Origin of the sequence: Burkholderia sp. Bp9140 (genome assembly GCF_003853425.1) — a bacterium.
GTDB lineage: Bacteria > Pseudomonadota > Gammaproteobacteria > Burkholderiales > Burkholderiaceae > Burkholderia.
This window is the reverse complement of record NZ_QTPQ01000002.1, coordinates 307,626-334,025: the sequence shown is the minus strand read 5'-3', so window position 1 is coordinate 334,025 and position 26,400 is coordinate 307,626. Positions and strand designations below refer to the sequence as shown.

Genomic DNA, 26,400 nt, shown 5'->3' with positions numbered 1-26,400 from the left:
TCATCATGTCACGCAGCAGAATCTTCATCATTGCGGCGGCCGTGCTCGGCGGCGCCGGGATCGTGCTCGGCGCGCTCGCCGTCACGCGAGGCGGCGTGTCCGCGCCCGCGGGCACCGAAGCCGCCCAAGCGGCCGACGGCGCCGGCACCGGCTCGCACGGCGGCGTCGTGCTCACGCGCGGCAAACTGTCCGTCGAGATCGTGATGACGGAAAAGCCCGGCGACGCGCGGCTCGTCGTCTATCCGTTCATCGACGGCAAGCCGGTCGACAAGGGCATCACGGTGTCCGGCACGCTCGTGCGATACGACCGCTCGCACGAACCGATGCGGTTCGACGCGGCGGGCCGGAAGTTCGTCTCGGCGCAGCCGATCGCGAAGCCGCACGTGTTCGACGCGACGATCGACGTCAAGGCCGGCGACGAGGCCGTGTCGTTCCCGTTCACCCGCGCGGACGGCGCGATCGCGCTGACCGACACGCAGTTGCAGACGTCGAAGATCGCGCTCGCGAAGGCCGGCCCCGCGCAGATCGCGACGCCGTTCCAGCTGCCGGGCGAGATCCGGTTCAACGAGGATCGCACCGCGCACGTCGTGCCGCGCGTGGCCGGCATCGTCGAGCAGGTGCCGGTGTCGCTCGGGCAGAACGTCGTGAAGGGGCAGGTGCTGGCCGTGATCGCGAGCACCGATCTCGCGGACCGGCGCAGCGAGCTGCTGACGGCCGAACGCCGGTTGTCGGGCGCGCGCGCAACCTACGAACGCGAACGCACGCTGTGGCAGGAGCGCATCTCGGCGGAACAGGACTACCAGCAGGCGCAGGTGCAGTTGCGCGAGGCCGAGATCGCCGTGCAGAACGCGCGGCAGAAGCTGGCCGCGCTGAACGCGCCGGCCGGCGCGGGCGCGCTGAACCGCTACGCGCTGCGTGCACCGTTCGCCGGAACGATCGTCGAGAAGCATACGACGCCCGGCGAAGCGATCGCCGCCGACGCGAGCATGTTCGTGATCTCCGACCTGTCGACGGTGTGGGCCGAGATGGCCGTGCCCGCGCAGCGGCTGAACGACGTGCGCGTGGGCCGCGATGCGACCGTCAGCGCGACCGCGTTCGAGTCGCGCTCGAGCGGGCCGATCGCGTATGTCGGCGCGCTGCTCGGCGAACAGACGCGCACCGCGCCCGCCCGCGTCGTGCTGCCGAACCCCGACGGCGTGTGGCGCCCCGGGATGTTCGTGAACGTGTCGGTCGACGCGGGCAAGCAGGCCGTGCCGCTCGCGGTCGCGAGCGATGCGCTGCAGGACGTCGACGGCACGCCGTCGGTGTTCGTGCGCTCGCCGAAGGGCTTCGTCGCGCAGGCCGTCGCGACGGGACGGCGCGACGAACGCGCAACCGAAGTGCTGAAGGGGCTCACGCCGGGCCAGGAATACGCGGCATCGAACAGCTTCGTGCTGAAGGCAGAGCTCGGCAAGGGGAGTGCGGAACATGAATGAGCATGACGTGCGCGCCGTTGCGCGATTTGCCGCCCGATTCACAGCCCGATCCCCGGCCCGATTCGTGGCACGACGGACGGCTCGATTCCCGGCCCGCCGCATCATCGGCCGGGCTGCCCGTCCGGTGCGGGCGACCGTTCCCCGCTTCAAGGAATCCCGCCATGTTTGAGCGCCTGATCCGCTTTGCGATTGCGCACCGCTGGCTCGTGATGCTGGCGATCGCGGCCGTGGCCGCGCTGGGCGTGTTCAGCTACCAGCAGCTGCCGATCGACGCGGTGCCCGACATCACGAACGTGCAGGTCCAGATCAACACGGCCGCACCCGGCTATTCGCCGCTGGAAGCCGAGCAGCGCATCACCTATCCGGTCGAGACCGTGATGGCCGGGCTGCCTGGCCTCGAGCAGACGCGCTCGATTTCACGCTACGGGCTGTCGCAGGTCACGGTGATCTTCAAGGACGGCACCGATATCTACTTCGCGCGGCAGCTCGTCAACGAGCGCATCCAGGAAGCGAAGGACAAGCTGCCGGCCGGCATCGCACCCGCGATGGGCCCGACGTCGACCGGCCTCGGCGAGATCTACCTGTGGACCGTCGAGGCCGATGCGGCCGCGCGCAAGCCCGACGGCACGCGCTACACGGCGGCCGACCTGCGCGAACTGCAGGACTGGGTCGTGCGCCCGCAACTGAGAAACGTGCGCGGCGTGACCGAGGTGAATTCGATCGGCGGCTACGTGAAGGAATACCGCGTCGCGCCGAACCCGGCGAAGCTGATGTCGTACGGGCTGACGCTCGCCGACGTCGTGCGTGCGCTCGAACGCAACAACGACAACGTTGGCGCGGGCTACATCGAGAAGCGCGGCGAGCAATACCTGGTGCGCGTGCCGGGCCAGGCGCGCACCGTCGACGACATCGCGAACATCGTGCTGACCAACGTCGGCGGCGTGCCGGTGCGGATGAAGGACGTCGGCGTGGTCGACATCGGCCGAGAGCTGCGGACCGGCGCCGCCACGTCGAACGGCGAAGAGGTCGTGCTCGGCACGGTGTTCATGCTGATGGGCGAGAACAGCCGCTCGGTCGCGAAGGCCGTCGCCGCGAAGATGGACGACGTGAACCGCACGCTGCCGGCCGGCGTGAAGGCGATTCCCGTCTACGACCGCACCGTGCTCGTCGAGAAGGCCGTCGCGACGGTCAAGAAGAACCTGCTCGAAGGCGCGATCCTCGTGATCGCCGTGCTGTTCGTGTTCCTCGGCAACATCCGCGCGGCGCTGATCACCGCGCTCGTGATCCCGCTGTCGATGCTGATGACCTTCACCGGCATGGTCAACGCGAAGGTCAGCGCGAACCTGATGAGCCTCGGCGCACTCGACTTCGGGATCATCGTCGACGGCGCGGTCGTGATCGTCGAGAACTGCGTGCGGCGGCTCGCGCACGCGCAGGCCGTCGCCGGCCGGCCGCTCACGCGCGACGAGCGCTTCGCGGAAGTGTTCGGCGCGTCGCAGGAGGCGCGCCGCGCGTTGATCTTCGGGCAACTGATCATCATGGTCGTGTACTTGCCGATCTTCGCGCTCTCCGGCGTCGAAGGGAAGATGTTCCATCCGATGGCCGTGACCGTCGTGATGGCGCTCGCGGCGGCGATGGTGCTGACCGTCACGTTCATTCCGGCCGCGGTCGCGCTGTTCATCGGCGAGCGTGTCGAGGAAAAGGAGAACCGGCTGATGGGGTGGGCGCGGCGCGCGTACGAGCCGGTGCTCGCGGCGTTCATGACGCGCCCCGCGCGCGTGATGCTCGGCGCCGGCGCGATCGTGCTGGTCACGCTCGGGCTCGCGACGCGGCTCGGCAGTGAGTTCATCCCGAACCTGAACGAGGGCGATCTCGCGGTCGCCGCGCTGCGGATTCCCGGCACGAGCCTGTCGCAGTCGGTCGAGATGCAGAAGGCGATCGAGAAGACGCTGAAGACGCGCTTCCCGGAAATCGAACGCGTATTCGCGCGCACCGGCACGGCCGAGATCGCGGCCGACCCGATGCCGCCGAACCTGTCGGACGGCTACATCATGCTGAAGCCGACCGACAAGTGGCCGAACCCGGACAAGCCGCGCGACCAGCTCGTGCGCGAGATCGAGGAGGCGCTCGAGGAACTGCCGGGCAACGCGTACGAGTTCTCGCAGCCGATCCAGCTGCGCTTCAACGAGCTGATCTCGGGCGTGCGCAGCGACGTCGCCGTGAAGATCTTCGGCGACGACATGGCCGTGCTGAACCAGACCGGCGAACAGATCGCGGCCGCGCTGCAGAAGGTGCCGGGCGCGTCCGAGGTGAAGGTCGAGCAGACCACCGGCCTGCCGGTGCTGACCGTCAACCTCGACCGCGACAAGCTCGCGCGCTACGGCGTGACGGTTGCCGACCTGCAGGACACGGTGGCCGCGGCCGTCGGCGGTCAGAAGGCCGGCACGCTGTTCCAGGGCGATCGCCGCTTCGACATCGTCGTGCGGCTGCCGGACGAACTGCGCTCCGACATCGAGGCCATCAAGCGGCTGCCGATTGCGCTGCCCGCGCCGGCTGCCGGCGCCAGCGCGCCGCTCGCGCAGGCACCGTACGTGCCGCTCGCCGAGCTCGCGACGATCGAGGTCGCGCCGGGCCCGAACCAGATCAGCCGCGAGGACGGCAAGCGACGCGTCGTCGTCAGCGCGAACGTGCGCGGCCGCGACGTCGGCTCGTTCGTCGCCGCCGCACGCGAGCAGCTGCAGCAGGACGTGCGCGTGCCCGCCGGCTACTGGGTGTCGTGGGGCGGCCAGTTCGAGCAGTTGCAAAGCGCGAGCGAGCGGCTGAAGCTCGTCGTGCCGCTCGCGCTGTTCATGGTGTTCGTGCTGCTGTTCGTGATGTTCAACAATGTGAAGGACGGGCTGCTGGTCTTCACCGGCATTCCGTTCGCGCTGAGCGGCGGCGTGGCGTCGCTGTGGCTGCGCGGGATTCCGCTGTCGATCACCGCGGCGGTCGGCTTCATCGCGCTGTCCGGCGTGGCCGTGCTCAACGGGCTCGTGATGATCTCCTTCATCCGCAACCTGCGCGACGACGGGATGCCGCTCGACGCGGCCGTGCGCGAAGGCGCGCTCACGCGGCTGCGGCCCGTGCTGATGACCGCGCTCGTCGCGTCGCTGGGCTTCCTGCCGATGGCGTTCGCGACCGGCACCGGCGCCGAGGTGCAGCGCCCGCTCGCGACGGTCGTGATCGGCGGTATCCTGTCGTCCACGGCGCTGACGCTGCTGGTGCTGCCGGTGCTGTACCGTGTCAGCCATTCGGTATCGTGGCGCGCGGCGCTGCGCGGCGGGTTCGGCGCGGGCGTGCTGCGCCGGCTGGGCTTCTTCAAGGGTAATGCGTGATGCGAATTCTGATTGTCGAGGATGAACCGAAAACCGGCGCCTATCTGCGCAAGGGCTTGACCGAGGCCGGCTATGTCGTCGACTGGGTGGAGGATGGCATCACGGGGCAGCACCAGGCCGAGACCGAGGAGTACGACCTGCTCGTGCTCGACGTGATGCTGCCGGGCCAGGACGGCTGGACGCTGCTGCAGAACCTGCGCCGCAGCAAGTCGACGCCCGTGCTGTTCCTCACCGCGCGCGACGACGTCGGCGATCGCGTGAAAGGGCTGGAGCTCGGCGCCGACGATTACCTGGCCAAGCCGTTCGACTTCGTCGAGCTGACCGCGCGCATCAAGTCGATCCTGCGGCGCGGCCAGCCGCGCGATTCGAACACGCTGCGCGTGGCCGATCTCGAACTCGACCTGACGCGCCGCAAGGCCACGCGGCAGCGCGACACGATCCTGCTGACCGCGAAGGAGTTCGCGCTGCTGTGGTTGCTGATGCGTCGCGAGGGCGAGATCCTGCCGCGCGCGACGATCGCGTCGCAGGTGTGGGACATGAATTTCAACAGCGATACGAACGTCGTCGATTCCGCGATCCGGCGGCTGCGCTCGAAGATCGACGACGCGTACGAACCGAAGCTGATCCACACCGTGCGCGGGATGGGCTACGTGCTCGAGGCGCGCGACGGCGCGGCGAAATGATCGCGCGCCTGCTGCCGCGCACGCTGCGCGGACGCCTGACCGCGCTGATCATCCTGTCGACGTCGGTCATCCTCGCATCGAGCGGCGTCGCACTGTACGAAGCGCTGAGCAATCGCATCGAGACGACGGCGGCCGAGCAGATGGCCGGCATTTCCGCCGCGCTGGGCATGCATCTGGCCGAAGCGCGCTCGACGGCCGATGTCGCGCGCAACACCGATATCTGGGTCGACCAGTTGCATGGTCATCCGAACATGGATCTCGCGATCTACGATGCGGCCGGCACGCGCATCGTCGGCACGCCGGGGTTTCGCACCTATGCGCCGTTGCTGTCGACGGACGCGGGCCGCATTCCGGTGTTCGTCGCGCCGCCGCACGCGCGGCACCAGTATCTGGTGATGACCGTGCCGCTCGCTGGCGCCGGTGCGCCCGTCGTGCGCGTCGCGGTGCAGTACGACCGCAGCGCCGACGTGCTGCTGCTGCGCACGCATGCGTACACGATCGTCGTGATCGAGGTGTTCGGCGTCGTGCTCGCCACCGCGATCGCATACGGCATCGCGGCGCTCGGGTTGAGCCCGCTGCGGCGTTTCGCGGCGCGGGCCGAGCAGATGTCGACGAGCCGGCTGGCCCATCCGCTGCCGGAACTCGATACGTCCGGCGAGCTGAAGGAACTGGAACATGCGTTCAACGGGATGCTCGCGCGCCTGAACGACTCGTTTACGCGGCTGAGCCAGTTCTCGTCGAATCTCGCGCACGACATGCGCACGCCGCTCACGAACCTGCAGGCGGCCGCGCAAGTCGTGCTGTCGCAGCCGCGCAGCGCGGATGAATACCGGAACGTGATCGAGTCGAGCATCGACGAATATCAGCGCCTGTCGCGGATGATCGAGGACATGCTGTTTCTCGCGCGCTCGGAGCAGGCCGGCACGTCGATCGACGTGCGGCGGCTCGATGCGGCCGAGGAAGCCGCGCGCGTCGCCGGCTACTACGAGCCGCTCGCGGAGGATGCGGGCGTGTCGGTGAAGGTCGACGGGTATGCATGGGTCGATGCGGATCTCACGCTGTACCAGCGTGCGTTGAGCAACCTGCTGTCCAATGCACTGGCTTATGCGCCGCGCGGCAGCGTCGTGACGATCGATTGCTCGGAGCAGGGCGGCGCGACGACGATCGCCGTGTCGGATACGGGGCCGGGCATCGACGCGCAGCATGTCGCGCGGATTTTCGAGCGCTTCTATCGCGTCGATCCGTCGCGGCACAATTCGGCATCGGGGACGGGCCTCGGCCTCGCGATCGTCCGGTCGATCATGGACAACCACGGCGGCGAATGCGGCGTCGACAGCGATCCCGGCCGGCGCACGACATTCTGGCTGCGCTTCCCGCAGCGGGCGCCGGTCGCGCCGAAGGCCGTGCCGGCTGCCCACGCGTGAGATCGCGGCCATCAGGCACGGCCGCACGTTCGCTGCGATGACGTGGCGAGCGCCACGCTGCCCGCGATCGACGGGCAGCGCACGCGCCTGGCCGGCATCAGCGGGTCGCGAGGCTGTCGTGATTGTCCGCCCGCGGTGCCTTCTCGCCGGCATGCACCGTGATCCCGTGAAGCTCCTTGTTGCGCGCGACGATCTCGCCGGTCGGCGGGTACTGCGTCTTGCTCGTCGGCACGACGCCGTCGTGCTGCGCCTGCTTCAGTTCGTTGACGACTTCGGTGCGGGTCTTGCCCTGCGTTTGCGTTTGTGCGAATGCCGCTTGCGTGGCGATGCCGAGCGACAGCGTGGCGGTGACGAACAGGGCTGCGAATTTTGCTGTTTTCATGGAGCTCTCCTTGATGAGGCCGCCGGGTGGCGATCCATGAATCCAGTATGCGAAAGCAGCCGGGCGTGACCGTGATCGCAAGATGAAAAATGCGTCAGATTGCGGGGTGGCGCGTACGACGTGCGGGTCCGGTCCGCATGACGCAATCGTCATGTTCGGGTCATCGATGCGATGAGCGGGAAACGGAACATGCGATTTGCCGATGGCGACGTGGCCGACGGCAGTCGCTTCGTTTCGCCGTGGCAGCACGGAAGGCGGGACGATCTCGTTTCCACTTTCATTCCGGACCAAACAGTGCATCGTCCCGTCATTCGCCTGTCGTTGATCGCAGTTCTGATCGTCCCGTTGTTCGCCGGTTGCGTATCGACGCGCTCCGACACCGGCGCGGCCGTGCCGGCCGCCGCGCGCGAGCCGGCGCAGGCCGACCTGATGCCCGGCGAGCAGATCGATTACGCGGGGCATCGCTGCGGCAACCCCAACCTCTACGTGAAGACACATCCGTGTGTGTTCCCGAAGCGCAACGTCATGCCCTGATCGCCGTACGCACGAAAAAAAAGCCCGGCGCTGACAGCGTCCGGGCCCAACGCGTGGTCGTGTCATGCGACAGCGATACGCTTGCGTGGATTGCAACGGGCGTCGCCCGTCACGTGTTCAATCGTAGCGATACGATCCGCCGCGAACCTGATCGGAACATGAAATTTTCGTCATGTGCGTATCCGTATGCCGCCGCTGTCTCGATCAGAAGCGATGACGCAACCCGAGATTGACGATTCCCTGCGTACGCGTGCCGCCGTAGCCATAGGAGCCGATCGACGCCTGCGCCGTTTGCGTGCCGCCTTCGCGTGTGCGCTGTTTCCCGTTCGCACGTTGCCATGCACCGACCGCGTAGAGATCGGTCCGTTTCGACAGCGCGTAATCGGCGCCGGCGGACACCTGGTGATAGGTCGCGCTCGTATCGCCGCGGGCTTTCGTATAGCTGTAGCCGACGCCGACGAGCAGGCTCGGGCTCGCCTGATAGTTGAAGAAGCCGCGTGCGGTATCGTACTTCTGCGTCGCGCGGAACGATGACATCGCATCGGCCTTGTATTGCGCGTTGCTGTAGTCGACGCCGACCGCGAATGGCGCGAAGCTGTAGCGCAGCGCGCCGCGTGCAATGCCGATCGACTTCGCCGAGATGTAGCCGCCATTGACCAGCGATCCATCGAACGTACCGTCGGACGTGCCGTTCCATCCAGTGCGGATGCCGTTGGCGAGCGGCGATTTGTTGGCCGCGTGATAGTAGCCGCCCGCGACGTCGACCGGACCGTTGCTGTATGAAAGCCCGGCCGACCAGGTTTGCCCGGCGCCGCGCTTGCCGGCCACGCCGCCGAGCGCATACATGCCGACGAACTGGAATCCGGCGATCACGGGCGACGTGTACTTCACCGCGTTGTCGGTTCGCGACGACGTGTCGTAATTGTCGACGTCGCCGGGCGTTGCATAAACGCTGCCGAAGTAGAAGTCGCCGGTCACCGGCCACGCGACGTCCGCGAGCGCGTCGTACTGGCGGCCGAGCGTCAACGAACCCCAGCGCGCGCTGTCGACACCGACGAACGCCTGCCGGCCGAACATCCGGTTGCCTTGCCCGAGCGCGCCGGTATTCGGATTGAAGCCGTTCTCCAGCGTGAAGATCGCCTTCAGCCCGCCGCCGAGATCCTCCGAGCCTTTCACGCCGAAGCGGTTGCCGAGCAGGTTGCCGTTGCCCAGGCCGACGAGATTCCCGCCGTCCGCATTGGCGTTCCATACATAGGTCAGCGACGTATCGAACAGGCCGTAGAGGCTGACTTCGGACGCGTGAGCCGCACGGGCGGTCGTGAGCAGCGCACCCGACAACATGACGAGCCGAACTGGAGTTTTCATGGTGTGTCCCTGAAGTTCAAGATGATCGTTTCGTGCGCCAGTCGATGCGCCGCGCCGCGTCTTCTGTGTGCGGGCGACGAATGTCGTGAGCGCGCTGGCGATTCTGGGAACCGTTCGAATCGTGGAGGTGAGGGACAAATGAGAAGCACGTCATCGGCGTGTCATGAATGCTGAAAAGCAACGCGCATCGATTCATGCGGCGATGCGGGCCCGCCCGGAGCGATGACGAAACCGTCATCCGTTGGTCACGCTTGCGCACCGCCACCGTATCAATCTTGAGGCTCGACTCTTCGATTTCGAACAAGGAGCCAACCACATGAACATTTCTCGGCCGCTGATTTCCATCGTCGTTGCCGTGCTGTCGATCGCAGCCTTCTCGCAGTCCGTCGCTTCGCAGGCCAGGACCCGACAGGAAGTGCGCCAGGAATTGCTGCGCGCCCGCCACGACGGCATGATCCCCAGTCCGAAGCACGACTACCCGCCGAGCCCGGCCACCATCGCACGCAATCAGGACATCCATCGTTCGACGGTGCATCGCGGCGAATCGGCACCGCTCGTCGATGCGCACGACAACCGCTTCGCGATGCGTTGATCTTTTCGAGGAGGGACGGGCGATGCGCAACAGGATGAAAGCGATCGTACTGGCTGCATGCCTGACGTCGACGGCCGCGATGGCGGCCGGCTGGCCGGAGCGTGCGCTGTCGCATGCGCCGGAGCACGACGCCGGCCGCCGCGCGAGCGAACGGATGCGCTGCGAGTTCGCGGCCGTGCCGGCAGGCGCGTGGAGCGCGACGTTCACGCGCGGGCAATGCGAGGTCGGGAACGGACAGTTGACGTTCGTGCCTGCCGATGCGGCAGCCGCGTCGGAGCGCCTTGGCGGGCAGCACATCATGCTCCGCGAGGTCCGTACCGCGTCGCATCAGTCACGCAAGCTGAAGGAGCAACTGCAACTGACCACGCGCGACGAAGTGATCGCGCTGAACGTGCTGACCGACGACGGCAGCCGCAAGTCGCGCGAACATGCGATCGACCTGTGGGCCGCGTTGCGCGACGAGGGCGTGACCCCCGTGAACGGCACACGCATCGTCGATACTTATCCGACGGCCGCGACGACGTGGTGACAGTCGTGCGTCAACCGGCCTTCACCGAGCCTTCGATCAGGAAGAACGCGATGCCGCTGGTGAAATGCTGGATGACGCTCGAGGTTTTCGGGCACGGCGCGCACCGGCGAGCCGGCGCGCCCGTTCCGGTCACAGCCGCGCGAGCGCCTGGTCGAGATCGGCGAGCAGGTCGTCGATATGCTCGATGCCGATCGACAGCCGCACCGTTTCCTCCTTCACGCCGGCCTTCGCGAGTTCGGCCGGCGACAGTTGCCGGTGCGTCGTCGAGGCCGGATGCGTGACGAGCGACTTCGTGTCGCCGATGTTGACGAGCCGCGTGAACAGCTTCAGCGCGTCCTGGAACTTCGCGCCGCCGGCGCGGCCGCCCTTCACGCCGAACGTCAGGATGCCGGGCGCGCGGCCCGACAGGTAGCGCGCGACGAGCGGATGGTCCGGGTGATCGGGCAGTCCCGCGTAGTTCACCCATTCGACGTGTTCATGGCGTGCGAGATGCCGCGCGATCTTCAAGGCGTTGTCGCTGATGCGCTCGACGCGCAGCGCGAGCGTCTCGATGCCTTGCAGGATCTGGAACGCGTTGAACGGCGAGATTGCCGCGCCCATGTTGCGCAACGGCACGACGCGCGCGCGGCCGATATACGCGGCCGGCCCGAACGCTTCGGTGTAGACGACGCCGTGATAGCTGACGTCGGGCTCGTTGAGCCGCCTGAAGCGGTCCGCATGCTGCGCCCACGGGAACTTGCCCGAATCGACGATCGCGCCGCCGAGGCTCGTGCCGTGGCCGCCGAGATACTTCGTCAGCGAGTGCACGACGATGTCCGCGCCGTGCTCGAACGGGCGCAGCAGGTACGGCGACGGCACCGTGTTGTCGACGATCAGCGGGATCCCGTGGCGATGCGCGATGTCGGCGAGCGCGGCGATGTCGGTCACGTTGCCGAGCGGGTTGCCGACCGATTCCGCGAAGATCGCCTTCGTGCGCGCGTCGATCAGCGGCTCGAACGATGCGGGGTCGCGCGGATCGGCGAAGCGCGTCGTGATCCCGTATTGCGGCAGCGTATGCGCGAACAGGTTGTAGGTGCCGCCGTACAGCGAACTGGCGGACACGATGTTGTCGCCGGCTTCCGCGATCGTCTGGATCGCGTACGTGACGGCCGCCTGGCCCGACGCCAGCGCGAGCGCGCCGATGCCGCCCTCGAGCGCGGCGATCCGCTGCTCGAGCACGTCCGTCGTCGGGTTCATGATCCGCGTGTAGATGTTGCCCTGGACCTTCAGGTCGAACAGGTCCGCGCCGTGCTGCGTGTCGTCGAATGCGTACGCAACGGTCTGGTAGATCGGCACCGCGACCGCGCGCGTGGTCGGGTCGGGGCGATAGCCGCCGTGCACGGCGATGGTTTCGAGGCGCCAGTTCGAAGAGGCCTGATCGGTCATGGGTGCTCCGTCTGTTGTTGTGATGGTCGGCCGATTATAGGAGTACGTGCGCCGCTTTCTTTAGAACGAATGGTTTGTTGCTTATGGGGGCGCGGCGCATGGAATGCATTTTCCCGCAGGCGAAAGGTGCGTGATGGATCAGGACCAGTGGAACAAGGTGGATACGTATTTCTCCGCGACGCTCGTGCCGTCCGCCGCCGCGCTCGCGGCGAGCGCCGCCGCCGGGCGGCCGGCTCGTGACGCAGAACATCGCGCGCGCGACGCCTGCGGGCATCGCGCCGTTCGTTCGTCAGCGGGCGTCGATGGCTCGACTACGTGATGCCCGCTATCCTTTCACGCACACCACCTGACGCAGCGTGTGCACCACTTCGACGAGGCTGCGCTGCGCCGCCATCACCGCATCGATGTCCTTGTAGGCCATCGGGATCTCGTCGATGACGCCCGCGTCCTTCCGGCATTCGACGCCGCGCGTCGCTCGCACCTGGTCGTCGACCGTGAAGCGGCGCTTCGCCTCGGTCCGGCTCATCGATCTGCCGGCGCCGTGACTGCACGAACAGAAGCTCTCCGGATTGCCGAGCCCGCGCACGATGAAGCTCTTCGCGCCCATCGAGCCCGGAATGATCCCGAGCTGCCCCTTCTGCGCGGACACCGCGCCCTTGCGGGTCACGAGCACGTCCTCGCCGAAGTGGCGTTCGCGCTGCACGTAGTTGTGGTGGCAGTTCACCGCGTGCTCGTCGACCGAGAACGGCTGCGCGATCACGCCGCGCGCCGCGCCGATCACCGCGTCCATCATGGCCTGCCGGTTGCGGCGCGCGTAGTCCTGCGCCCAGCCGACCGCTTCGACGTAATCGTCGAAGTGCCGGCTGCCCTCGGTGAAGTACGCGAGGTTGCGATCCGGCAGGTTCGCGATGTGCTGCCGCATGTCGGCCTGCGCGAGTTCGATGAACAGGCTGCCGATCGCGTTGCCGACGCCGCGCGAGCCGCTGTGCAGCATGAACCACACGCGCTCCGCTTCGTCGATGCACACCTCGATGAAGTGGTTGCCCGTGCCCAGCGTGCCCAGATGCGCGTAGTGGTTCGTCCTTTCCAGCTTCGGATACTTGTCGACGATCCGCTGAAAACCCGGCAGCAGCGACTTCCACGACTCGGTCACGGCGGCCGGCGTGCGATTGCCCCATGCACCCGGATCGCGGTGGCCCGGCGCGCGGCCGTGCGGCACCGCGCGTTCGATCGCGCTGCGCAGCCCGCCGAGCGAGTCCGGCAGGTCCGCTGCCGTGAGCGTCGTGCGTGCTGCCATCATCCCGCAGCCGATGTCGACGCCGACCGCGGCCGGGATGATCGCGCCCTTCGTCGGGATCACGCTGCCGATCGTCGAGCCCTTGCCGAGGTGGACGTCCGGCATCACCGCGACGTGCCTGAAAATGAACGGCATCTGCGCCGTGTTGCGCAATTGCGTGCGCGCGTCGTCCTCGACCGCGACGCCTTGCGTCCACATCTTCACCGGCTTGCCGTTCGCCAGTTCCATTACCTGAAAATCGTCGTCGGTCATTTGCTTCACCTTCGCCCGCTCCTTCATTCGTTCGGCGCGGTCCTTTGACTGCATGGTGCTTCCATCTATTGTTGTCCTTTTCTTCAATAGCCGCCGGGCGACCTGCGTCGTCGGAATCGGGGTGCGACTCGATCGCGTTCAGGCTCGATTGGCAGGGCGCTCGGCGCGCTGTAGTCACGCAGGCGCGGTATTCAACCGCTCACGCGCGGCAGATCGCGATGATCTCCGCGCTGGCCGCATCGTCGAACGGCGCGCCTTGTCAGTCGCCGCACCAGTCCGCCGACGAGAAGCCGGCGGCCGCCACGCGCGCTTGCAGGTCGGGCTGCGCGATGAAGTGCAGCCGGCTCGCGTTCTTCACCTGCGTAGCGTCACGGTGAAAGCGGTAGACCGTGTCGAACGACACGATCGGACCGTCGACGGCAGTCACCGCGTGGTGGAGTTCGACGATGCCGAATTCTGGCGAATCGATACGGGAGGTGGACGCTTGCGGCGTCCAGCCAAGCCACGGCTCGACGCGCGGATTGCGGGTCTCGAACAGGAAGCGGCCACCGTCCGCGAGCACGCGCCGCACGCCGCGCAGCGTCGCGTGGATGTCCGCGTCGGTCAGCAGGCACTGGAACGCGTGCCCGGTCATCACGACGGCGTCGAACGGCGCGCCGCGCGGCAGGCCGTCGAGATCGCACGCGAACCAGCGTACCGCGCCGGCGCCCGGCTGGCGCCGCGCATGGTCGATCATCGCGGGCGCGGGATCGATCGCGACGACGTCGTGCCCGGCCGCGGCGAGCCGGCGCGCGAACGTGCCGGTGCCGCAGCCGAGATCGAGGATCCGTTGCCGCGCGGCGCCGATGCGCGACGCGTAGAACGCGAAGTCGCGATCACCCGCGTTGAACCGGTCGTAGACCGCGACGAGGCGCGGGTCGGCATAGAGGATTTCGCCGGCAGGCGCGGCGCCGGACGTCATGCGAAACGTGCGCGTCAGCGTTGCTGTACCGCGACGCGCAGCCCGAGCGCGATGAAGATCGAGCCGATGATCTTCCCCTGCCAGCGCGTGAGCCACGCGAGCCGCTTCACGACGCGGCCGAGCGGGCGGACCGAGCAGGCGATCAGCGTCGTGTAGAGCGAGCTGAGCACGACGAAGATCAGCCCGAGCACCGCGAACTGCACGAACATCGAGCCGCGTTCCGGATGCACGAACTGCGGCATGAACGCGAGGAAGAACAGCGCGGTCTTCGGGTTCAGCACTTCGGCGGGAATCGCCTGCAAGTACGCCTTCAGCGGCGTGACGGGCGACACCGTCGGCAGCGACGGATCGGACGGCCGGTCGAGCAGCGCGCGCACGCCGAGGTAGATCAGGTACGCAGCGCCGACCAGCTTCACGACGTTGAACGCGAGGGCCGACGTCATCAGCAGCGCCGACAGCCCGACGGCCGCGAACAGCGTATGCACGAAATCGCCGCTCGCGACGCCGAGCCCGGTCACGATGCCGGTCTTGCGGCCGCCCTGCACGGTGCGGCTCAGCACGAGCAGCACGGCGGGGCCGGGGATCAGGAACAGGCCCAGGACGACGGCCGTGAAGGTGGTCAGCGTGGTCAGGTCGAACATGGCGGCTCCGGCAAGGTGGGCGCAGCGGCGGGGGATCGACGCATTGTATTCGGATCGGCGCGCGGCTGCCGGCGCGGGCCGGGAACCGCGCAGCCGCGCCGGCGCCTTTCTGGTATAAGCACGAAAGGCCGCGCGGGCACGCCGTCGGCCGCCTCCAACGCCCTTGCTCCATGCGCAACCTGCCGCCCGTGACCGATCCCGCTGCCGACGCCGACGTGTATCACGTGCCGCGTCCGCTCGTCGTGTTCGGCGGCTCGGTCGTCGAGCCCGAATGGCGGCTCGAACGGCACAGCCATCCGCAGGCGCAACTGCTGTACACGTTGAGCGGCGTCATCTATTGCGAGATCGACGGTGGCGTGTGGAGCGCGCCGCCGCACTGCACGGTATGGATCCCGGGCGGCGTCACGCATTCGGCGCGCGGCTCGGCCGGCGCGACGTTCTACGCGGTGCTGGTCGAACCCGATGCGGCGCCCGACCTGCCGACGCGCTGCTGCACGCTCGGCATGTCGCCGCTGTTGCGCGAGCTGCTGCTGAAGGCCGCGAGCTTCCCGAGCCTGTACGACGTCGACGGCCCGCAGGGCCGGCTGATGGCGACGCTGCTCGACGAGCTCGTCGCGGCGCCGGTCGAGGACCTGTACCTGCCGATGCCGGCCGATCGCCGGCTGCGCAAGCTGATCGATCACCTGCTCGACGATCCGGCCGACAAGTCGCCGCTGTCCGAACTCGCGCGCCGTGCCGGCGTCAGCGAGCGCAGCCTCACGCGGCTCGCCGCGAAGGAACTCGGCATGAGCCTCGGCGACTGGCGCCGGCGGCTGCACGTCGCGCTGTCGCTGCGGATGCTGACGGCGGGCCGCCGCGTGCACCAGATCGCGATCGATCTCGGCTACGAGAGCGCGAGCAGCTTCGTGACGATGTTCCGCAAGGCGACCGGCAAGCCTCCGACCCAATACCTGACCGACCGGCAGCGCTGAGTGCGCGATCCCGTGCCGGACCGGCGCGCACGGTTGGCCGGATCGAACAAGCGGTTGGCCGGCACGACACATGACGCGACGGACGCCGACCCCTAACATGAGAATCATTCTCATCTGGAGGTCGACATGCAGATCGTCACGACTGAATTCCCGCTGGTGTGGTTGCGTTACGCGCGTTCGCCGTCGAGCGATCCCGCGCGCTTGCTGGCCGAACTCGACGCATTGCTCGCGCGCCGCGAACGTTTCGTGTTCCTGACCGATGATGCGCCGTCCGGCGACGATCGCGATGCGCAGGATCACGAGATGCGCAAGCAGCTCGCAAAGTGGAGCAAGGCGAATCGCGCGCAATCGCGCGCATGGATTCCCGCGATGATCGCGGTCGAGCCCGACGCGCAGCGGCGCGCGGCGCTCGATGCATTCTCGGCCGCGTTCGAGAAGGTCTGGGGTTATCCGCTGAACGCGGCGGCGAATCGCGACGAGGCGCTCGCGCTGGCACGGCGGCTGCTTGCCGCACCGGCCCGCGCGAGCGCGGCCTCGCACGACTGAACCGGTCGCCGCGCCGGCGGCGCGGCTTTCTCACTGACAGGCATGCACCGCATCGTGTTCGCGAGGGGCGTCATGCCGCATTCCGCGGGAGTTTCCGGTGGACAATCCGATTCGCGCGATGCGCATCTTCACGCGCATCGTCGAGATGAACAGCTTTACGCGCGCGGCGCAGTCGCTCGGCATTTCACGCGCAACCGCGACGCGCACCGTGCAGGAACTCGAGGCGGCGCTCGGCATGCCGTTGCTGGTGCGCACGACGCGCGCGCTTCGTGCGACGCCGGAAGGCGACGCGTATTACCGGCGGTGCCAGCGCATCACCGCGGACGTCGACGAGCTCGAGGCGAGCCTGCGCAATGCGGCGCGGCATCCGAGCGGGCCGCTGCGCGTCGAGTTGCCCGGATCGGTGGCGGGCGCGATCGTGCTGCCTGCACTTGGCGCGTTCCACGCGCGTCATCCCGAGCTCGTGCTGATGCTGGGTGTGTCCGGACGCGCGGCCAACCTGATCGGCGATGCGGTCGACTGCAGCATCCGGCTTGGCGCGCTGCCCGATTCGTCGCTGGTTGCGCGAGCGCTCGGCGCACTCGAACGCGTGACCTGCGCGAGCCCTGCGTATCTCGAGCGCTGCGGCGTGCCGGGTTCGCTCGACGCGCTCGCCGGGCACCGCGCGGTCAACGGAGCGTCCGCATCGTGCCAGCGCGCGGCCGAACTCGAATTCGCGATCGACGGCGCGGTGCGCAAGATCCGGCTCGACGGGATCGTCAGCGTGGACGACGAGCGTGCGTATCTGGCCTGCGGCGTGCATGGCCTGGGGCTGATCCAGCCGCCGCGCGTCATCGCGCAGCCGCTGATCGACGCAGGGCAGTTGCGGGAAGTGCTGCCGCGTTGGCGACCGGGCGCGGTGTCCGTATCGGCCGTCTATGCGAAGCGTCGGCACGTGTCGCCGGGTGTGCGCGCGTTCGTCGACTGGATCGCGGAGCGCTTCGCGGATGCGGCTCAGAACGGGGCGGGCGTGAGCGTGCCCGGGGCAGCGCTGCGGCAGGTGGCGGCGACGGCAATCGTTGCGTGCGAGCCCGACGGAAGGCTGGCGGCAGCGGCGTGACGGCGGCGCGTCGCAAGTGCGCGCCGTCGGCAGGCGATGCAGGGGAAGTCGTCGGTGTCTTGTGAAGGTGTGCAAATATTCTGGCGATTCTTGAGCCATTTTCGCCAGGATATTGGCATTCAGCCGGCCGATGCGTCGTCAGGTAGAATCAGCCAGCGGCCCGGGTCCTGCAATGTGCGCCGGCACCCGTCCGCCCGCACCCCGTCACCCGCCCAGTTCCCCCGCGAGAAACTCCACGAACGCCCGTATGCGCGCGGACATCTGATGCCGCTGCGCATACACCGCATAAATATCCGCGCTCGGCGTCTCGTACTCGGGCAGCACGACGACGAGTCGCCCGTCGGCCAGGTAGTCGCGGATATCCCACTCGGCGCGCATCAGGATCCCGTGTCCGTCGAGCGCCCACTTCACCGCGATCTCGCCGTCGTTCGTCGTCAGGTTGCCGTTGATCCGCACGGCTTCCGTGTTGCGCGCCGCGCCGCGTCCGCTCGTCAGGCGCCAGATCCCGTAGCCTTCGTCGCCCTGCCGGATGCCGATGCAGTTGTGCCGCGTCAGCTCGTGCGGCGTGCCCGGCGTCCCGTGCCGCGCGAGATACGCGGGCGCCGCGCACAGCAGCCGGCGGTTCGCCGCGAGCCGCCGCGCGACGACGCGCGTATCGGGCGGCTCGCCGAAGCGGATGCAGACGTCGAACGCGTCGTCGGTGAGCGGCGGCGGCATCACCGACAGCTGCAACTGCACCGACACCTCCGGATAGCGCGCGACGAAGCGCGAGATCGCCGGGCCGACGTGGCTGCGCCCGAAGCCGAGCGTCGCGTTCACGCGCAACAGGCCCTTCGGGCGCTGCTTCGCGCTGCCGAGCAGTTCGCCCAGCTCGTCCATCTGATCGAGGATCCGGCGTGCGTAGTCGAGATACACGTCGCCTTCGGGCGTCAGCATCATGCGGCGCGTCGTGCGGTTGACGAGCGTCACGCCCGCGCGCCGCTCCATCTGCGTGAGCCGCTTGCTGACGGCCGCCGCGGTCAGCCCGAGTTCGCGCGCGGCCGCGCTCAGGCTGCCCGACGCGGCCAGCGTCGAGAAGAAGCCGAGATCGGCCGGCTGGACGGTATCCGCCATGACGGGATTCATGAATCAAAGTTAAAGATGCTTTGAGTCTAGCACCGGTTCCTGCACTTCCGGTTCGGTAAAGTGCCTTCACGCTCACGATCAATCGAGGATGTCAGCATGAAGACCTACCGTATCGCGACCATTCCCGGCGACGGCATCGGCAAGGAAGTGGTGCCGGCCGGCAAGCAGGTGCTGGAAGCGCTGGCTCGCGGCAGCGACCGCTTTGCGTTCGAGTTCGAGGATTTCGACTGGGGCGCCGATTACTACCGCCGGCACGGCGCGATGATGCCGGCCGACGGCCTCGACGCGCTGCGCGGCAAGGACGCGATCCTGTTCGGCTCGGCGGGCGACCCCGACGTGCCCGACCACGTGACGCTGTGGGGCCTGCGCCTGAAGATCTGCCAGGGCTTCGACCAGTACGCGAACGTGCGCCCGACGCGCATCCTGCCCGGCATCGACGCGCCGCTGAAGCGCTGCGGGCCGGACGACCTGAACTGGGTGATCGTGCGCGAGAACTCGGAGGGCGAATACGCGGGCGTCGGCGGCCGCGTGCACCAGGGTCATCCGATCGAGGCCGCGACCGACGTGTCGATCCTCACGCGTGCCGGCGTCGAACGCATCATGCGCTTCGCGTTCCGGCTCGCGCAGTCGCGTCCGCGCAAGCTGCTGACCGTCATCACGAAGAGCAACGCGCAGCGTCACGCGATGGTGATGTGGGACGAGATCGCGAGGCAGGTCGCGCAGGAATTTCCCGACGTCACGTGGGACAAGGAACTCGTCGACGCCGCGACCGCGCGCATGGTGAACCGCCCGGCGTCGCTCGACACGATCGTCGCGACGAACCTGCACGCGGACATCCTCAGCGATCTCGCCGCCGCGCTCGCCGGCAGTCTCGGCATCGCGCCGACCGGCAACATCGATCCCGAGCGCCGCTATCCGTCGATGTTCGAGCCGATCCACGGCTCCGCGTTCGACATCATGGGCAAGGGCCTCGCGAATCCGGTCGGCACGTTCTGGTCGGTCGTGATGCTGCTCGAGCATCTCGGCGAGACGCAAGCGGCCGCGCGCGTGATGCAGGCGATCGAGGCCGTGACGGCCGATCCGTCGCTGCATACGCGCGACCTCGGCGGCAGCGCGACGACCGCGCAGGTGACGGCCGCCGTCTGCGAGCGCGTCGCGAACGCGGCGGTCGCGGCCTGACGGCAACGAGGACGGTGACGGCCGCGTGCGCAGCCGTTCGCCGTTGATTCACCGCCCTCGAATTTTCTGCCCGCGACTCGCGCATTCGATGCGAGCCGGGCGCCGGCGTACACGTTTCGCCGTGACGCCGGCCGGCACCCACCGAGCACGCGCGCACAGCGCACGGCTCGACCTCGAAGGAGGAGACACATGCAAGCGGATCTGGAAACCCGCGTCGCGCGGAAACTGATGTGGCGCATCATTCCGTTCGTGATGCTGCTTTACTTCGTCAGCTTTCTCGATCGCGTCAACGTCGGCTTCGCGGCGATGACGATGAACAAGGCGATCGGCCTGTCGCCGACCGCGTTCGGACTCGGCGGCGGCCTGTTCTTCATCGGCTATTTTCTGTTCGAAGTACCGAGCAATCTGATACTCCATCGCGTCGGCGCACGCATCTGGATCGCGCGCGTGATGGTCACGTGGGGCATCGTGTCGGCGGTGTCCGCGTTCGCGGCCGGGCCGACGAGCTTCTACGTGCTGCGCTTCCTGCTCGGCATGGCCGAAGCCGGATTCTTCCCCGGCATCATCCTGTACCTGAGTCTGTGGTTTCCCGCGAAGCAGCGCGCGGTGGCCGCCGCGTGGTTCATGGCGGCCGCGCCGATCTCGACCGCGATCGGTTCGCCGCTGTCGGGCGCGATCATGCAGATGCCGCCGATGTTCGGGCTCGCCGACTGGCAGATGCTGTACATCGTCGAGGCGCTGCCCGCGGTCGTGCTCGGCTTCGTCGTGCTGAAGTGCCTGACCGATGCGCCGTCGAAGGCCGCGTGGCTGCAACCGGACGAGCGCGACTGGCTGATCGCGAAGCTGAAGTCCGAGGCCGACGCGCGGCACACGCATGCCGGGCACACGGCCGGCGCGTGGCAGGCGCTGCGCGACCCGCGCGTGCTGGCGCTCGCGCTGATCTACTTCGGCACGTCGGCAGGGCTCTATACGCTCGGCCTGTGGGCGCCGCTGATGGTCAGGCAGTTCGGCTTCAGCGCGTTGCAGACGGGCTTGCTGACCGGCATCCCGAGCATTGCCGCGGTCGTCGCGATGATCGGATGGGCGCGGCATTCGGATCGCACCGGCGAGCGCACGTGGCACGTCGTGATTCCGTGCGTGCTGGCCTGCATCGGCTTCGTGTTCGCGGGGCAGGCGAGCACCGCGTTCCTGACCGTGCTCGCGCTGGTCGTCGTCAACATCGGGATCAGCGCCGCGAAGGCGCCGCTGTGGGCGATGCCGAGCGCGTTCCTGTCAGGCGCCGGCGCGGCCGCGGGGGTCGCGATGATCAATTCGATCGGCAACCTCGGCGGCTTCGTCGGGCCGTTCGCGATCGGCTGGCTCAAGCATGTGACGGGCGGGTATGCGGCCGGGCTATACGTGGTGGCGGGCACGCTCGCGGTGTCGGCGGTCGTCACGCTGATGCTGAGCCGCAAGGGCGCGCGCGAGCGGGTCGCGTCGGGCGTGATGCGGTAGCGGGGGAAAGCAGGAAGGGGAGAAGCCGGGGGAGGAACGGCAGGCCGCGCATGCGACGTCGCATACACGGCCTGCCCGGCCGGGGCGCGTATCGGCTACGCGCCCCGGCTTCGAACGAAGCGGCTTACTGCTCGCCGTCGCCCTTGATCTGCGGCAGCGCCGACGATTCACCCGGCGTCAGCAGACCGACTTGCGTGTAGACGCGCAGCTTGTCGCGCGTGTCGGTGATGTCGAGGTTGCGCATCGTCAGCTGGCCGATCCGGTCGCGCGGCGAGAACGTCGACGCCACCTTCTCCATCGACAGGCGTTCCGGCTGGTACGTGAGGTTCGGCGACTTCGTGCTCAGGATCGAGTAGTCGTTGCCGCGGCGCAGTTCGATCTTCACTTCGCCGGTGATCGCCCGTGCGACCCAGCGTTGCGCGGTTTCGCGCAGCATGATCGCCTGCGGGTCGAACCAGCGGCCCTGGTACAGCAGGCGGCCGAGACGGCGGCCGTTCTCGCGGTACTGCTCGATCGTGTCTTCGTTGTGGATGCCGGTGACGAGGCGCTCGTAGGCGATGTACAGCAGCGCGAGGCCCGGGGCTTCATAGATGCCGCGGCTCTTCGCCTCGATGATGCGGTTCTCGATCTGGTCGCTCATGCCGAGGCCGTGGCGGCCGCCGATGCGGTTCGCTTCCAGCAGCAGCTCGACCGGGTCGTTGAACTCGACGCTGTTCAGCGCGACCGGCTGGCCGGCTTCGAAGCGCACCGTCACTTCCTCGGCGGCGATCTTCACGTCGTCGCGCCAGAACGCGACGCCCATGATCGGGTTCACGATCTTGATGCCGCTTTCGAGGCTTTCCAGGTCCTTCGCCTCGTGCGTCGCGCCGAGCAGGTTCGAGTCGGTCGAATACGCCTTCTCGGCCGACATCTTGTACGCGAAGCCGGCCTGGTTCATGAATTCGGACATTTCGGCACGGCCGCCGAGTTCGTCGATGAACGTCTGGTCGAGCCACGGCTTGTAGATCTTCAGGTCCGGGTTCACGAGCAGGCCGTAGCGGTAGAAGCGCTCGATGTCGTTGCCCTTGTACGTGCTGCCGTCGCCCCAGATGTTGACGCCGTCTTCCTTCATCGCGGCGACGAGCATCGTGCCCGTCACGGCGCGGCCGATCGGCGTCGTGTTGAAGTACGTGACGCCGGCGGTCGTGATGTGGAACGCGCCGCTTTGCAGCGCGGCGATGCCTTCGGCGACGAGCTGCGCGCGGCAGTCGATCAGGCGGGCGCCGGCTGCGCCGTATTCGATCGCGCGTTTCGGGATCGCGTCGTAATCGTCTTCGTCGGGCTGGCCGAGGTTCGCCGTGTAAGCGTACGGGACGGCGCCCTTCAGTTTCATCCAGTGCAGCGCGGCGCTGGTGTCCAGGCCGCCGGAGAAGGCGATACCGACCTTCTGGCCGGTCGGGAGGCTTTCGAGAATCGTGCTCATAGGAATTACCGTGGATTGAAGCCGGTGGGATCGTATTTCGCGGAATATGCGAGTATCGGCTGTCCGGGAAGTTGGGGCAAGACCTGATTTTCGCGCCAATGCGTCTTCGGGCCTGTCGCGGCGGGCCTGGCGGGCGGTTAACCGGCCGGAGAATCCGCCACGAACCGGCCCCGCAAGGCGGTCGAAACCGGCGGGAACGCGCCGTCACGCAAGCCCGGTTGACAGGGCCGGATCGGCCGGAGGGTGCGGCCGATGTCGTCAGGATGCCGGCCTGTCCGGATGAAAGGGGTGTGAAAGATTTTCCGGCGCCATCCGGAACCCGCCGGCCTTCAGATATTCCACGCCTGCGCGGTATCGAGCAGTTTCTCGCGCAACTGGTCCACTTCGCCGGCCAGCTTGGCCGTGATCGACACGTAGCCCGACAACGGCGGCGGCGCGTCGTGCGGCGGATCGGCCGGCCGGCGGCGCGGCGCGAGCCGGCTCGGCGTGCCGAACTTGAGCGCGCGGCTCGCCCGGACGAGCATGTCGCGGATGCGCCGGTTCACGGCCTTCATCCCGGTTCGCATGTATTCGCGGGCGGCGAGGTCGTCGCGGGCCGGCACCATGCTCGACAGGATCTCCAGGTAGCCGATGCACAGGCGCAGGCTGCGCTGGATCGCCTCGAGGTGCGTGACCGAGATCTCGCATTCCTTCGACACCGACGGCATCAGCGAACGCAGCTGCACCAGCAGCGCGCTCAGCGCGGCCATTTCCTTCAGGTGCGCGTCGTCGCTCACGTGGCGGTCGCCCGCGAGCCGCGCGTGCACGGCCGCGCACGCGCGCAGCGCGTCGGCGAGCTTGTAGCGCCACGAGTAGGTCGCATAGAGCGGCAGCGCGAACGAGAACGCCAGCGCGATCGCGATGCCGGCCAGCACGTTGACCGCACGCCACAGGCCGTCGACGATCTCGTTGTCGCCGTGTCCGGCGACGATCACCATCGTGATCGCCGACAGCAGCGCGATATAGCCGGCCTTGCCGATCGCGTGATACGCGCAGATCCCGCACGCGATCGCCATCAGCAGGTAGATCGCGAGCGGCGCGTGCAGGACGGAGTAGAGCAGGATCAGCCCGAGCCCCGCGAGCGCGCCGATCGACGTGCCGAGCGCGCGCTCGGCCGCCTTCTTGCGGATGTTGCCGTGATGCTGCAGCCCGCCGACGACGATCAGCACGGTGATCGTCGACCATTCGCCGTGCGGCACGCGCAGGCCGGTGGACAAGGCGATCGACACGAGGATCGCGAGCGCGACGCGCGCCGCATGGATCAGCTTCGCGTGCCGGTAGCGGCGGTACGGGTCCAGCAGTGGACGGAGCGCGTGACGCAGGAGCGGCGGCAGTCGGGCGGGGAGCGAGGCGGTCATGACGGAGCGGGGGTGGCAGGGACACGCGCGGGCGGCCCGCGCGGGCCGGCGCCGCGCCGCACGCGCAGCTGACGTAACGCTAGCCGAACGCGCGCGGGCTGTCCATGGCGCGGCAGCGCGGCGCGGCCGGCCGCGGCGTCACGCGTCGGCCGTGTTCGCCGCGGCGTCCGACACGCGATTGCGGCCGCCCGACTTCGCGCGGTACAGCGCCTCGTCGGCCAGCCGCAGCAGCGTCGCGGCGTTTACGCGCCCCGTGGCGGTCGCGCTGCCGATGCTCGCCGTCACGTGCCCGTACGGGCTGCGGCCGTGCGCGATGTCGAGCCCGGCGATCGCGCGGCGGATCGCTTCGGCGACGGTCGCCGCGCCCCGCGCATCGGTGTCGGGCAGCGTGACGACGAATTCCTCGCCGCCGTAGCGCGCGACGTGGTCGCTGTCGCGGCGCAGGCAGCGCGACGCGGATTGCGCGACGCGGCGCAGCACGTCGTCGCCGGCGAGGTGGCCGTAGTAGTCGTTGAACGCCTTGAAATGATCGACGTCGACGAACAGCACCGACAGCGGGCGGCCGCTGCGCGCCGCGCGCTGCGCTTCCTTCGCGAGCACCGCATCGAATGTGCCGCGGTTGTCGAGGCCGGTCAGCGAATCGGTGTGCGCGAGCCGGTACAGCTTCGACTCGGCGATCTGCCGGCGCGCGAGTTCGCGCGACAGCGCGAGCGAGCCCCCGGCGATGAACGCGGTAAACAGGCCCATCAGCACGACGGTCCAGATCGCGCGATGGCGCCACGATGCGTAGATGTCGATCTCGGCGGGCGCGACGTCGACGATGAGCGGGAGATGCGCGAGATGCTTGTAAACATAGACGCGGCGCACGCCGTCGATGGCGCCGACGCCCGTCAGCGCGCCTTCGCTGCGGCGCTGTGCCTCGATGAAGAGCGGGGCGCCGTGAAGGTCGAGGCCGACCACGCGCGCATCGTACGGCAGGCGGGACACGAGCGCGCCGTTCTCCTCCACGATCGCCGCGCTGCCGTGCTTGCCGACCGCGAGACCGTCGAGCAGCGCGCGGAAGTAGTCGATGCTGAGCGTGCCGACGACGATCCCGCCGAACGAGCCGTCGGCCAGCGTGATCCGGCGGCTGAGCGCGATCGTCAGCGCGCCGCCGCGCAGCCGGGACGCATACGGCCGGCTGATGTAGAGGCCCTGGGCAAGCCGGTCGCGATGCACGGTGAAATATTCGCGGTCGGCGAAATTGCCTTGCCGCGGCGGCGCCGAGCCCGAATCGATCACGATATTGCCGTGCGGATCCATCACGAAAATGGCGCCGAGATAGGCACCGCTGGCCGCGCGGTCGAACAGCAGCCGGTGGCGCTGGTTCGGCGGCAATGCCGCCAGTTCCGGATCGGCGAGACCGTCGACCACGTTTTGCAGCGACAGATCATACAGTTCGATATTGCGGGAAATATCGCGCTCGATCAGCAGCATCAGGTTGCGCGCATTTTCGACCGCATGGTCATACGCGTCGTGGCGTGCCTCGATCAAAAGCGACGTGGAGAGTCCCCAACTGAACAGAAGCAGCACGATGCCCGCGACGAGCACGCCGCGGGGCGACAGAATGCGTGCCACGGCCGACGCGGTAGGGCGGCGCAGCGCAGCGAGCAGCGGGTGTGGCTTCATCCTCGGGGGCGATATTCACGTCGTCGACGGCTCCGACGCGCTGATTATTTCGAATTAATCGGTATTATCTCGCGAATTCCCGAATTTGGTCGCGAAGATGCAAAACATGCATGCGCATAAGGCGATGCGGAACGATTACGCATCGTTACCGGATATGTCCGATTTGATTTGAATCAATTATGGAGCGCGTTTCGTCTGATTATTGACGTAAATGGCGATCGATCTGTCGTTTTAAGGCGGCATTGCCGGAACGATTACGTATCGGTGAACCGGGTATCGCCGGATAACCGCTCCACATGCATGGTTTGGGGGCGCGGTGCACGGCCGCGCCGGCATGTCGTCGCCCCATGCCGCATCCAACTCGTTGATTCCGCGGCGTCCGGACGGGTTGGCACGGGCGCCCGGACCTGAGCTTGTCTGTCCGGCGAATCAGGTAGAATCCGCGCTTCGCCGCAGGCGCCCGGCGCGCAACGCGTATCGGGGCCGTATCGAATGCATCGCAGGCGGCGCGCCGCGCCCCGATCC

General features: G+C 68.0%; 23 protein-coding genes and 1 pseudogene. 13 read left to right on the top strand and 11 right to left on the bottom strand.

Features of this window, described 5'->3' with window-relative positions; translation table 11 throughout:
• Window positions 1–5: 5 nt before the first annotated feature.
• The 4 genes from DIE21_RS03105 to DIE21_RS03090 all read left to right on the top strand — a co-directional run bounded on the left by DIE21_RS03105 (window position 6) and on the right by DIE21_RS03090 (window position 6,956).
• The gene (locus DIE21_RS03105; protein WP_124495911.1) at window positions 6–1,475 is read left to right on the top strand and encodes an efflux RND transporter periplasmic adaptor subunit; all 1,470 of its coding nucleotides are present in this window, start codon (window positions 6–8) and stop codon (window positions 1,473–1,475) included.
• A gap of 161 nt (window positions 1,476–1,636) precedes the next feature.
• Entirely contained in the window at window positions 1,637–4,849 is a 3,213-nt protein-coding gene (locus DIE21_RS03100) for an efflux RND transporter permease subunit (protein ID WP_124495909.1), read from the top strand.
• Window positions 4,849–5,532 carry a heavy metal response regulator transcription factor IrlR gene (gene irlR, locus DIE21_RS03095; protein WP_057925785.1) on the top strand — a complete coding sequence of 228 codons (684 nt, stop codon included), beginning with the start codon at window positions 4,849–4,851 and terminating at the stop codon, window positions 5,530–5,532. The genes DIE21_RS03100 and irlR overlap by 1 nt, the downstream gene beginning before the upstream one ends.
• Window positions 5,529–6,956: a heavy metal sensor histidine kinase gene (locus tag DIE21_RS03090; protein ID WP_124495907.1), complete on the top strand. Its 1,428-nt coding sequence runs from the start codon at window positions 5,529–5,531 to the stop codon at window positions 6,954–6,956. Before irlR ends, DIE21_RS03090 begins: the two co-directional genes overlap by 4 nt.
• A gap of 97 nt (window positions 6,957–7,053) precedes the next feature.
• On the opposite strand, the gene DIE21_RS03085 is transcribed toward DIE21_RS03090, so the two are convergent.
• Window positions 7,054–7,338 carry a DUF4148 domain-containing protein gene (locus DIE21_RS03085; RefSeq protein WP_124495905.1) on the bottom strand — a complete coding sequence of 95 codons (285 nt, stop codon included), beginning with the start codon at window positions 7,336–7,338 and terminating at the stop codon, window positions 7,054–7,056.
• Between the two features lie 210 nt (window positions 7,339–7,548).
• On the opposite strand from DIE21_RS03085, the gene DIE21_RS03080 reads away from it, so the two are divergent.
• A complete protein-coding gene (locus tag DIE21_RS03080) occupies window positions 7,549–7,872 on the top strand; it encodes a hypothetical protein (protein ID WP_260426582.1) in 324 nt (107 codons plus the stop codon).
• A gap of 204 nt (window positions 7,873–8,076) precedes the next feature.
• Here DIE21_RS03080 and DIE21_RS03075 read toward each other — a convergent pair whose 3' ends face one another.
• Together DIE21_RS03075 and DIE21_RS37065 are read right to left on the bottom strand one after the other, a co-directional pair.
• Window positions 8,077–9,237 carry a porin gene (locus tag DIE21_RS03075; protein ID WP_124495903.1) on the bottom strand — a complete coding sequence of 387 codons (1,161 nt, stop codon included), beginning with the start codon at window positions 9,235–9,237 and terminating at the stop codon, window positions 8,077–8,079.
• Window positions 9,238–9,253: 16 nt separating this feature from the next.
• The gene (locus DIE21_RS37065) at window positions 9,254–9,541 is read right to left on the bottom strand and encodes a hypothetical protein (protein ID WP_185642722.1); all 288 of its coding nucleotides are present in this window, start codon (window positions 9,539–9,541) and stop codon (window positions 9,254–9,256) included.
• Window positions 9,542–9,553: 12 nt separating this feature from the next.
• On the opposite strand from DIE21_RS37065, the gene DIE21_RS03070 reads away from it, so the two are divergent.
• Both DIE21_RS03070 and DIE21_RS03065 read left to right on the top strand, forming a co-directional pair.
• On the top strand, window positions 9,554–9,829 hold the full coding sequence (locus DIE21_RS03070) for a DUF4148 domain-containing protein (protein ID WP_124495965.1): 276 nt from the start codon (window positions 9,554–9,556) through the stop codon (window positions 9,827–9,829).
• Between the two features lie 34 nt (window positions 9,830–9,863).
• On the top strand, window positions 9,864–10,358 hold the full coding sequence (locus DIE21_RS03065; RefSeq protein WP_260426580.1) for a hypothetical protein: 495 nt from the start codon (window positions 9,864–9,866) through the stop codon (window positions 10,356–10,358).
• Between the two features lie 129 nt (window positions 10,359–10,487).
• Here the strand turns inward: DIE21_RS03065 and DIE21_RS03060 are convergent, their stop codons facing one another.
• On the bottom strand, window positions 10,488–11,783 hold the full coding sequence (locus DIE21_RS03060; RefSeq protein WP_124495900.1) for an O-acetylhomoserine aminocarboxypropyltransferase/cysteine synthase family protein: 1,296 nt from the start codon (window positions 11,781–11,783) through the stop codon (window positions 10,488–10,490).
• Window positions 11,784–11,916: 133 nt separating this feature from the next.
• On the opposite strand from DIE21_RS03060, the pseudogene DIE21_RS38110 reads away from it, so the two are divergent.
• A pseudogene (locus DIE21_RS38110) lies at window positions 11,917–12,018 on the top strand (methyltransferase); the annotation flags it as partial.
• A gap of 90 nt (window positions 12,019–12,108) precedes the next feature.
• Here the strand turns inward: DIE21_RS38110 and DIE21_RS03050 are convergent.
• The 3 genes from DIE21_RS03050 to DIE21_RS03040 all read right to left on the bottom strand — a co-directional run bounded on the left by DIE21_RS03050 (window position 12,109) and on the right by DIE21_RS03040 (window position 14,934).
• Window positions 12,109–13,332 (bottom strand): RtcB family protein, encoded by a 1,224-nt coding sequence (locus DIE21_RS03050; protein ID WP_124495898.1) that lies wholly within the window; start codon window positions 13,330–13,332, stop codon window positions 12,109–12,111.
• A 259-nt stretch (window positions 13,333–13,591) separates the two neighbouring features.
• A complete protein-coding gene (locus DIE21_RS03045) occupies window positions 13,592–14,293 on the bottom strand; it encodes a bifunctional 2-polyprenyl-6-hydroxyphenol methylase/3-demethylubiquinol 3-O-methyltransferase UbiG (RefSeq protein WP_124495896.1) in 702 nt (233 codons plus the stop codon).
• Between the two features lie 14 nt (window positions 14,294–14,307).
• Window positions 14,308–14,934, bottom strand: a complete 627-nt coding sequence (locus DIE21_RS03040) for a LysE family translocator (RefSeq protein WP_124495894.1) — start codon at window positions 14,932–14,934, stop codon at window positions 14,308–14,310.
• A 170-nt stretch (window positions 14,935–15,104) separates the two neighbouring features.
• Here DIE21_RS03040 and DIE21_RS03035 point away from each other — a divergent pair, with 170 nt between their 5' ends.
• The 3 genes from DIE21_RS03035 to DIE21_RS03025 all read left to right on the top strand — a co-directional run bounded on the left by DIE21_RS03035 (window position 15,105) and on the right by DIE21_RS03025 (window position 17,550).
• Complete coding sequence (locus tag DIE21_RS03035; RefSeq protein ID WP_124495892.1) at window positions 15,105–15,905, top strand: helix-turn-helix domain-containing protein; 801 nt, start codon at window positions 15,105–15,107, stop codon at window positions 15,903–15,905.
• A 126-nt stretch (window positions 15,906–16,031) separates the two neighbouring features.
• Window positions 16,032–16,451: an ATP--cob(I)alamin adenosyltransferase gene (locus tag DIE21_RS03030; protein WP_124495890.1), complete on the top strand. Its 420-nt coding sequence runs from the start codon at window positions 16,032–16,034 to the stop codon at window positions 16,449–16,451.
• A 97-nt stretch (window positions 16,452–16,548) separates the two neighbouring features.
• A complete protein-coding gene (locus DIE21_RS03025) occupies window positions 16,549–17,550 on the top strand; it encodes a LysR family transcriptional regulator (RefSeq protein ID WP_124495888.1) in 1,002 nt (333 codons plus the stop codon).
• 204 nt (window positions 17,551–17,754) lie between these two features.
• Here DIE21_RS03025 and DIE21_RS03020 read toward each other — a convergent pair whose 3' ends face one another.
• Window positions 17,755–18,663, bottom strand: coding sequence for a LysR substrate-binding domain-containing protein (locus DIE21_RS03020; RefSeq protein WP_124495886.1), 909 nt, complete (start codon window positions 18,661–18,663; stop codon window positions 17,755–17,757).
• 108 nt (window positions 18,664–18,771) lie between these two features.
• Here DIE21_RS03020 and DIE21_RS03015 point away from each other — a divergent pair, with 108 nt between their 5' ends.
• The gene (locus DIE21_RS03015) at window positions 18,772–19,854 is read left to right on the top strand and encodes a tartrate dehydrogenase (protein ID WP_124495884.1); all 1,083 of its coding nucleotides are present in this window, start codon (window positions 18,772–18,774) and stop codon (window positions 19,852–19,854) included.
• 189 nt (window positions 19,855–20,043) lie between these two features.
• The gene (locus DIE21_RS03010; RefSeq protein ID WP_124495882.1) at window positions 20,044–21,348 is read left to right on the top strand and encodes an MFS transporter; all 1,305 of its coding nucleotides are present in this window, start codon (window positions 20,044–20,046) and stop codon (window positions 21,346–21,348) included.
• A 124-nt stretch (window positions 21,349–21,472) separates the two neighbouring features.
• On the opposite strand, the gene argG is transcribed toward DIE21_RS03010, so the two are convergent.
• The 3 genes from argG to DIE21_RS02995 all read right to left on the bottom strand — a co-directional run bounded on the left by argG (window position 21,473) and on the right by DIE21_RS02995 (window position 25,875).
• The gene (gene argG, locus DIE21_RS03005) at window positions 21,473–22,810 is read right to left on the bottom strand and encodes an argininosuccinate synthase (protein ID WP_124495880.1); all 1,338 of its coding nucleotides are present in this window, start codon (window positions 22,808–22,810) and stop codon (window positions 21,473–21,475) included.
• Between the two features lie 329 nt (window positions 22,811–23,139).
• Complete coding sequence (locus tag DIE21_RS03000) at window positions 23,140–24,207, bottom strand: FUSC family protein (protein ID WP_124495878.1); 1,068 nt, start codon at window positions 24,205–24,207, stop codon at window positions 23,140–23,142.
• Window positions 24,208–24,345: 138 nt separating this feature from the next.
• Window positions 24,346–25,875 carry a sensor domain-containing diguanylate cyclase gene (locus DIE21_RS02995; protein WP_124495876.1) on the bottom strand — a complete coding sequence of 510 codons (1,530 nt, stop codon included), beginning with the start codon at window positions 25,873–25,875 and terminating at the stop codon, window positions 24,346–24,348.
• Window positions 25,876–26,400 lie beyond the last annotated feature (525 nt).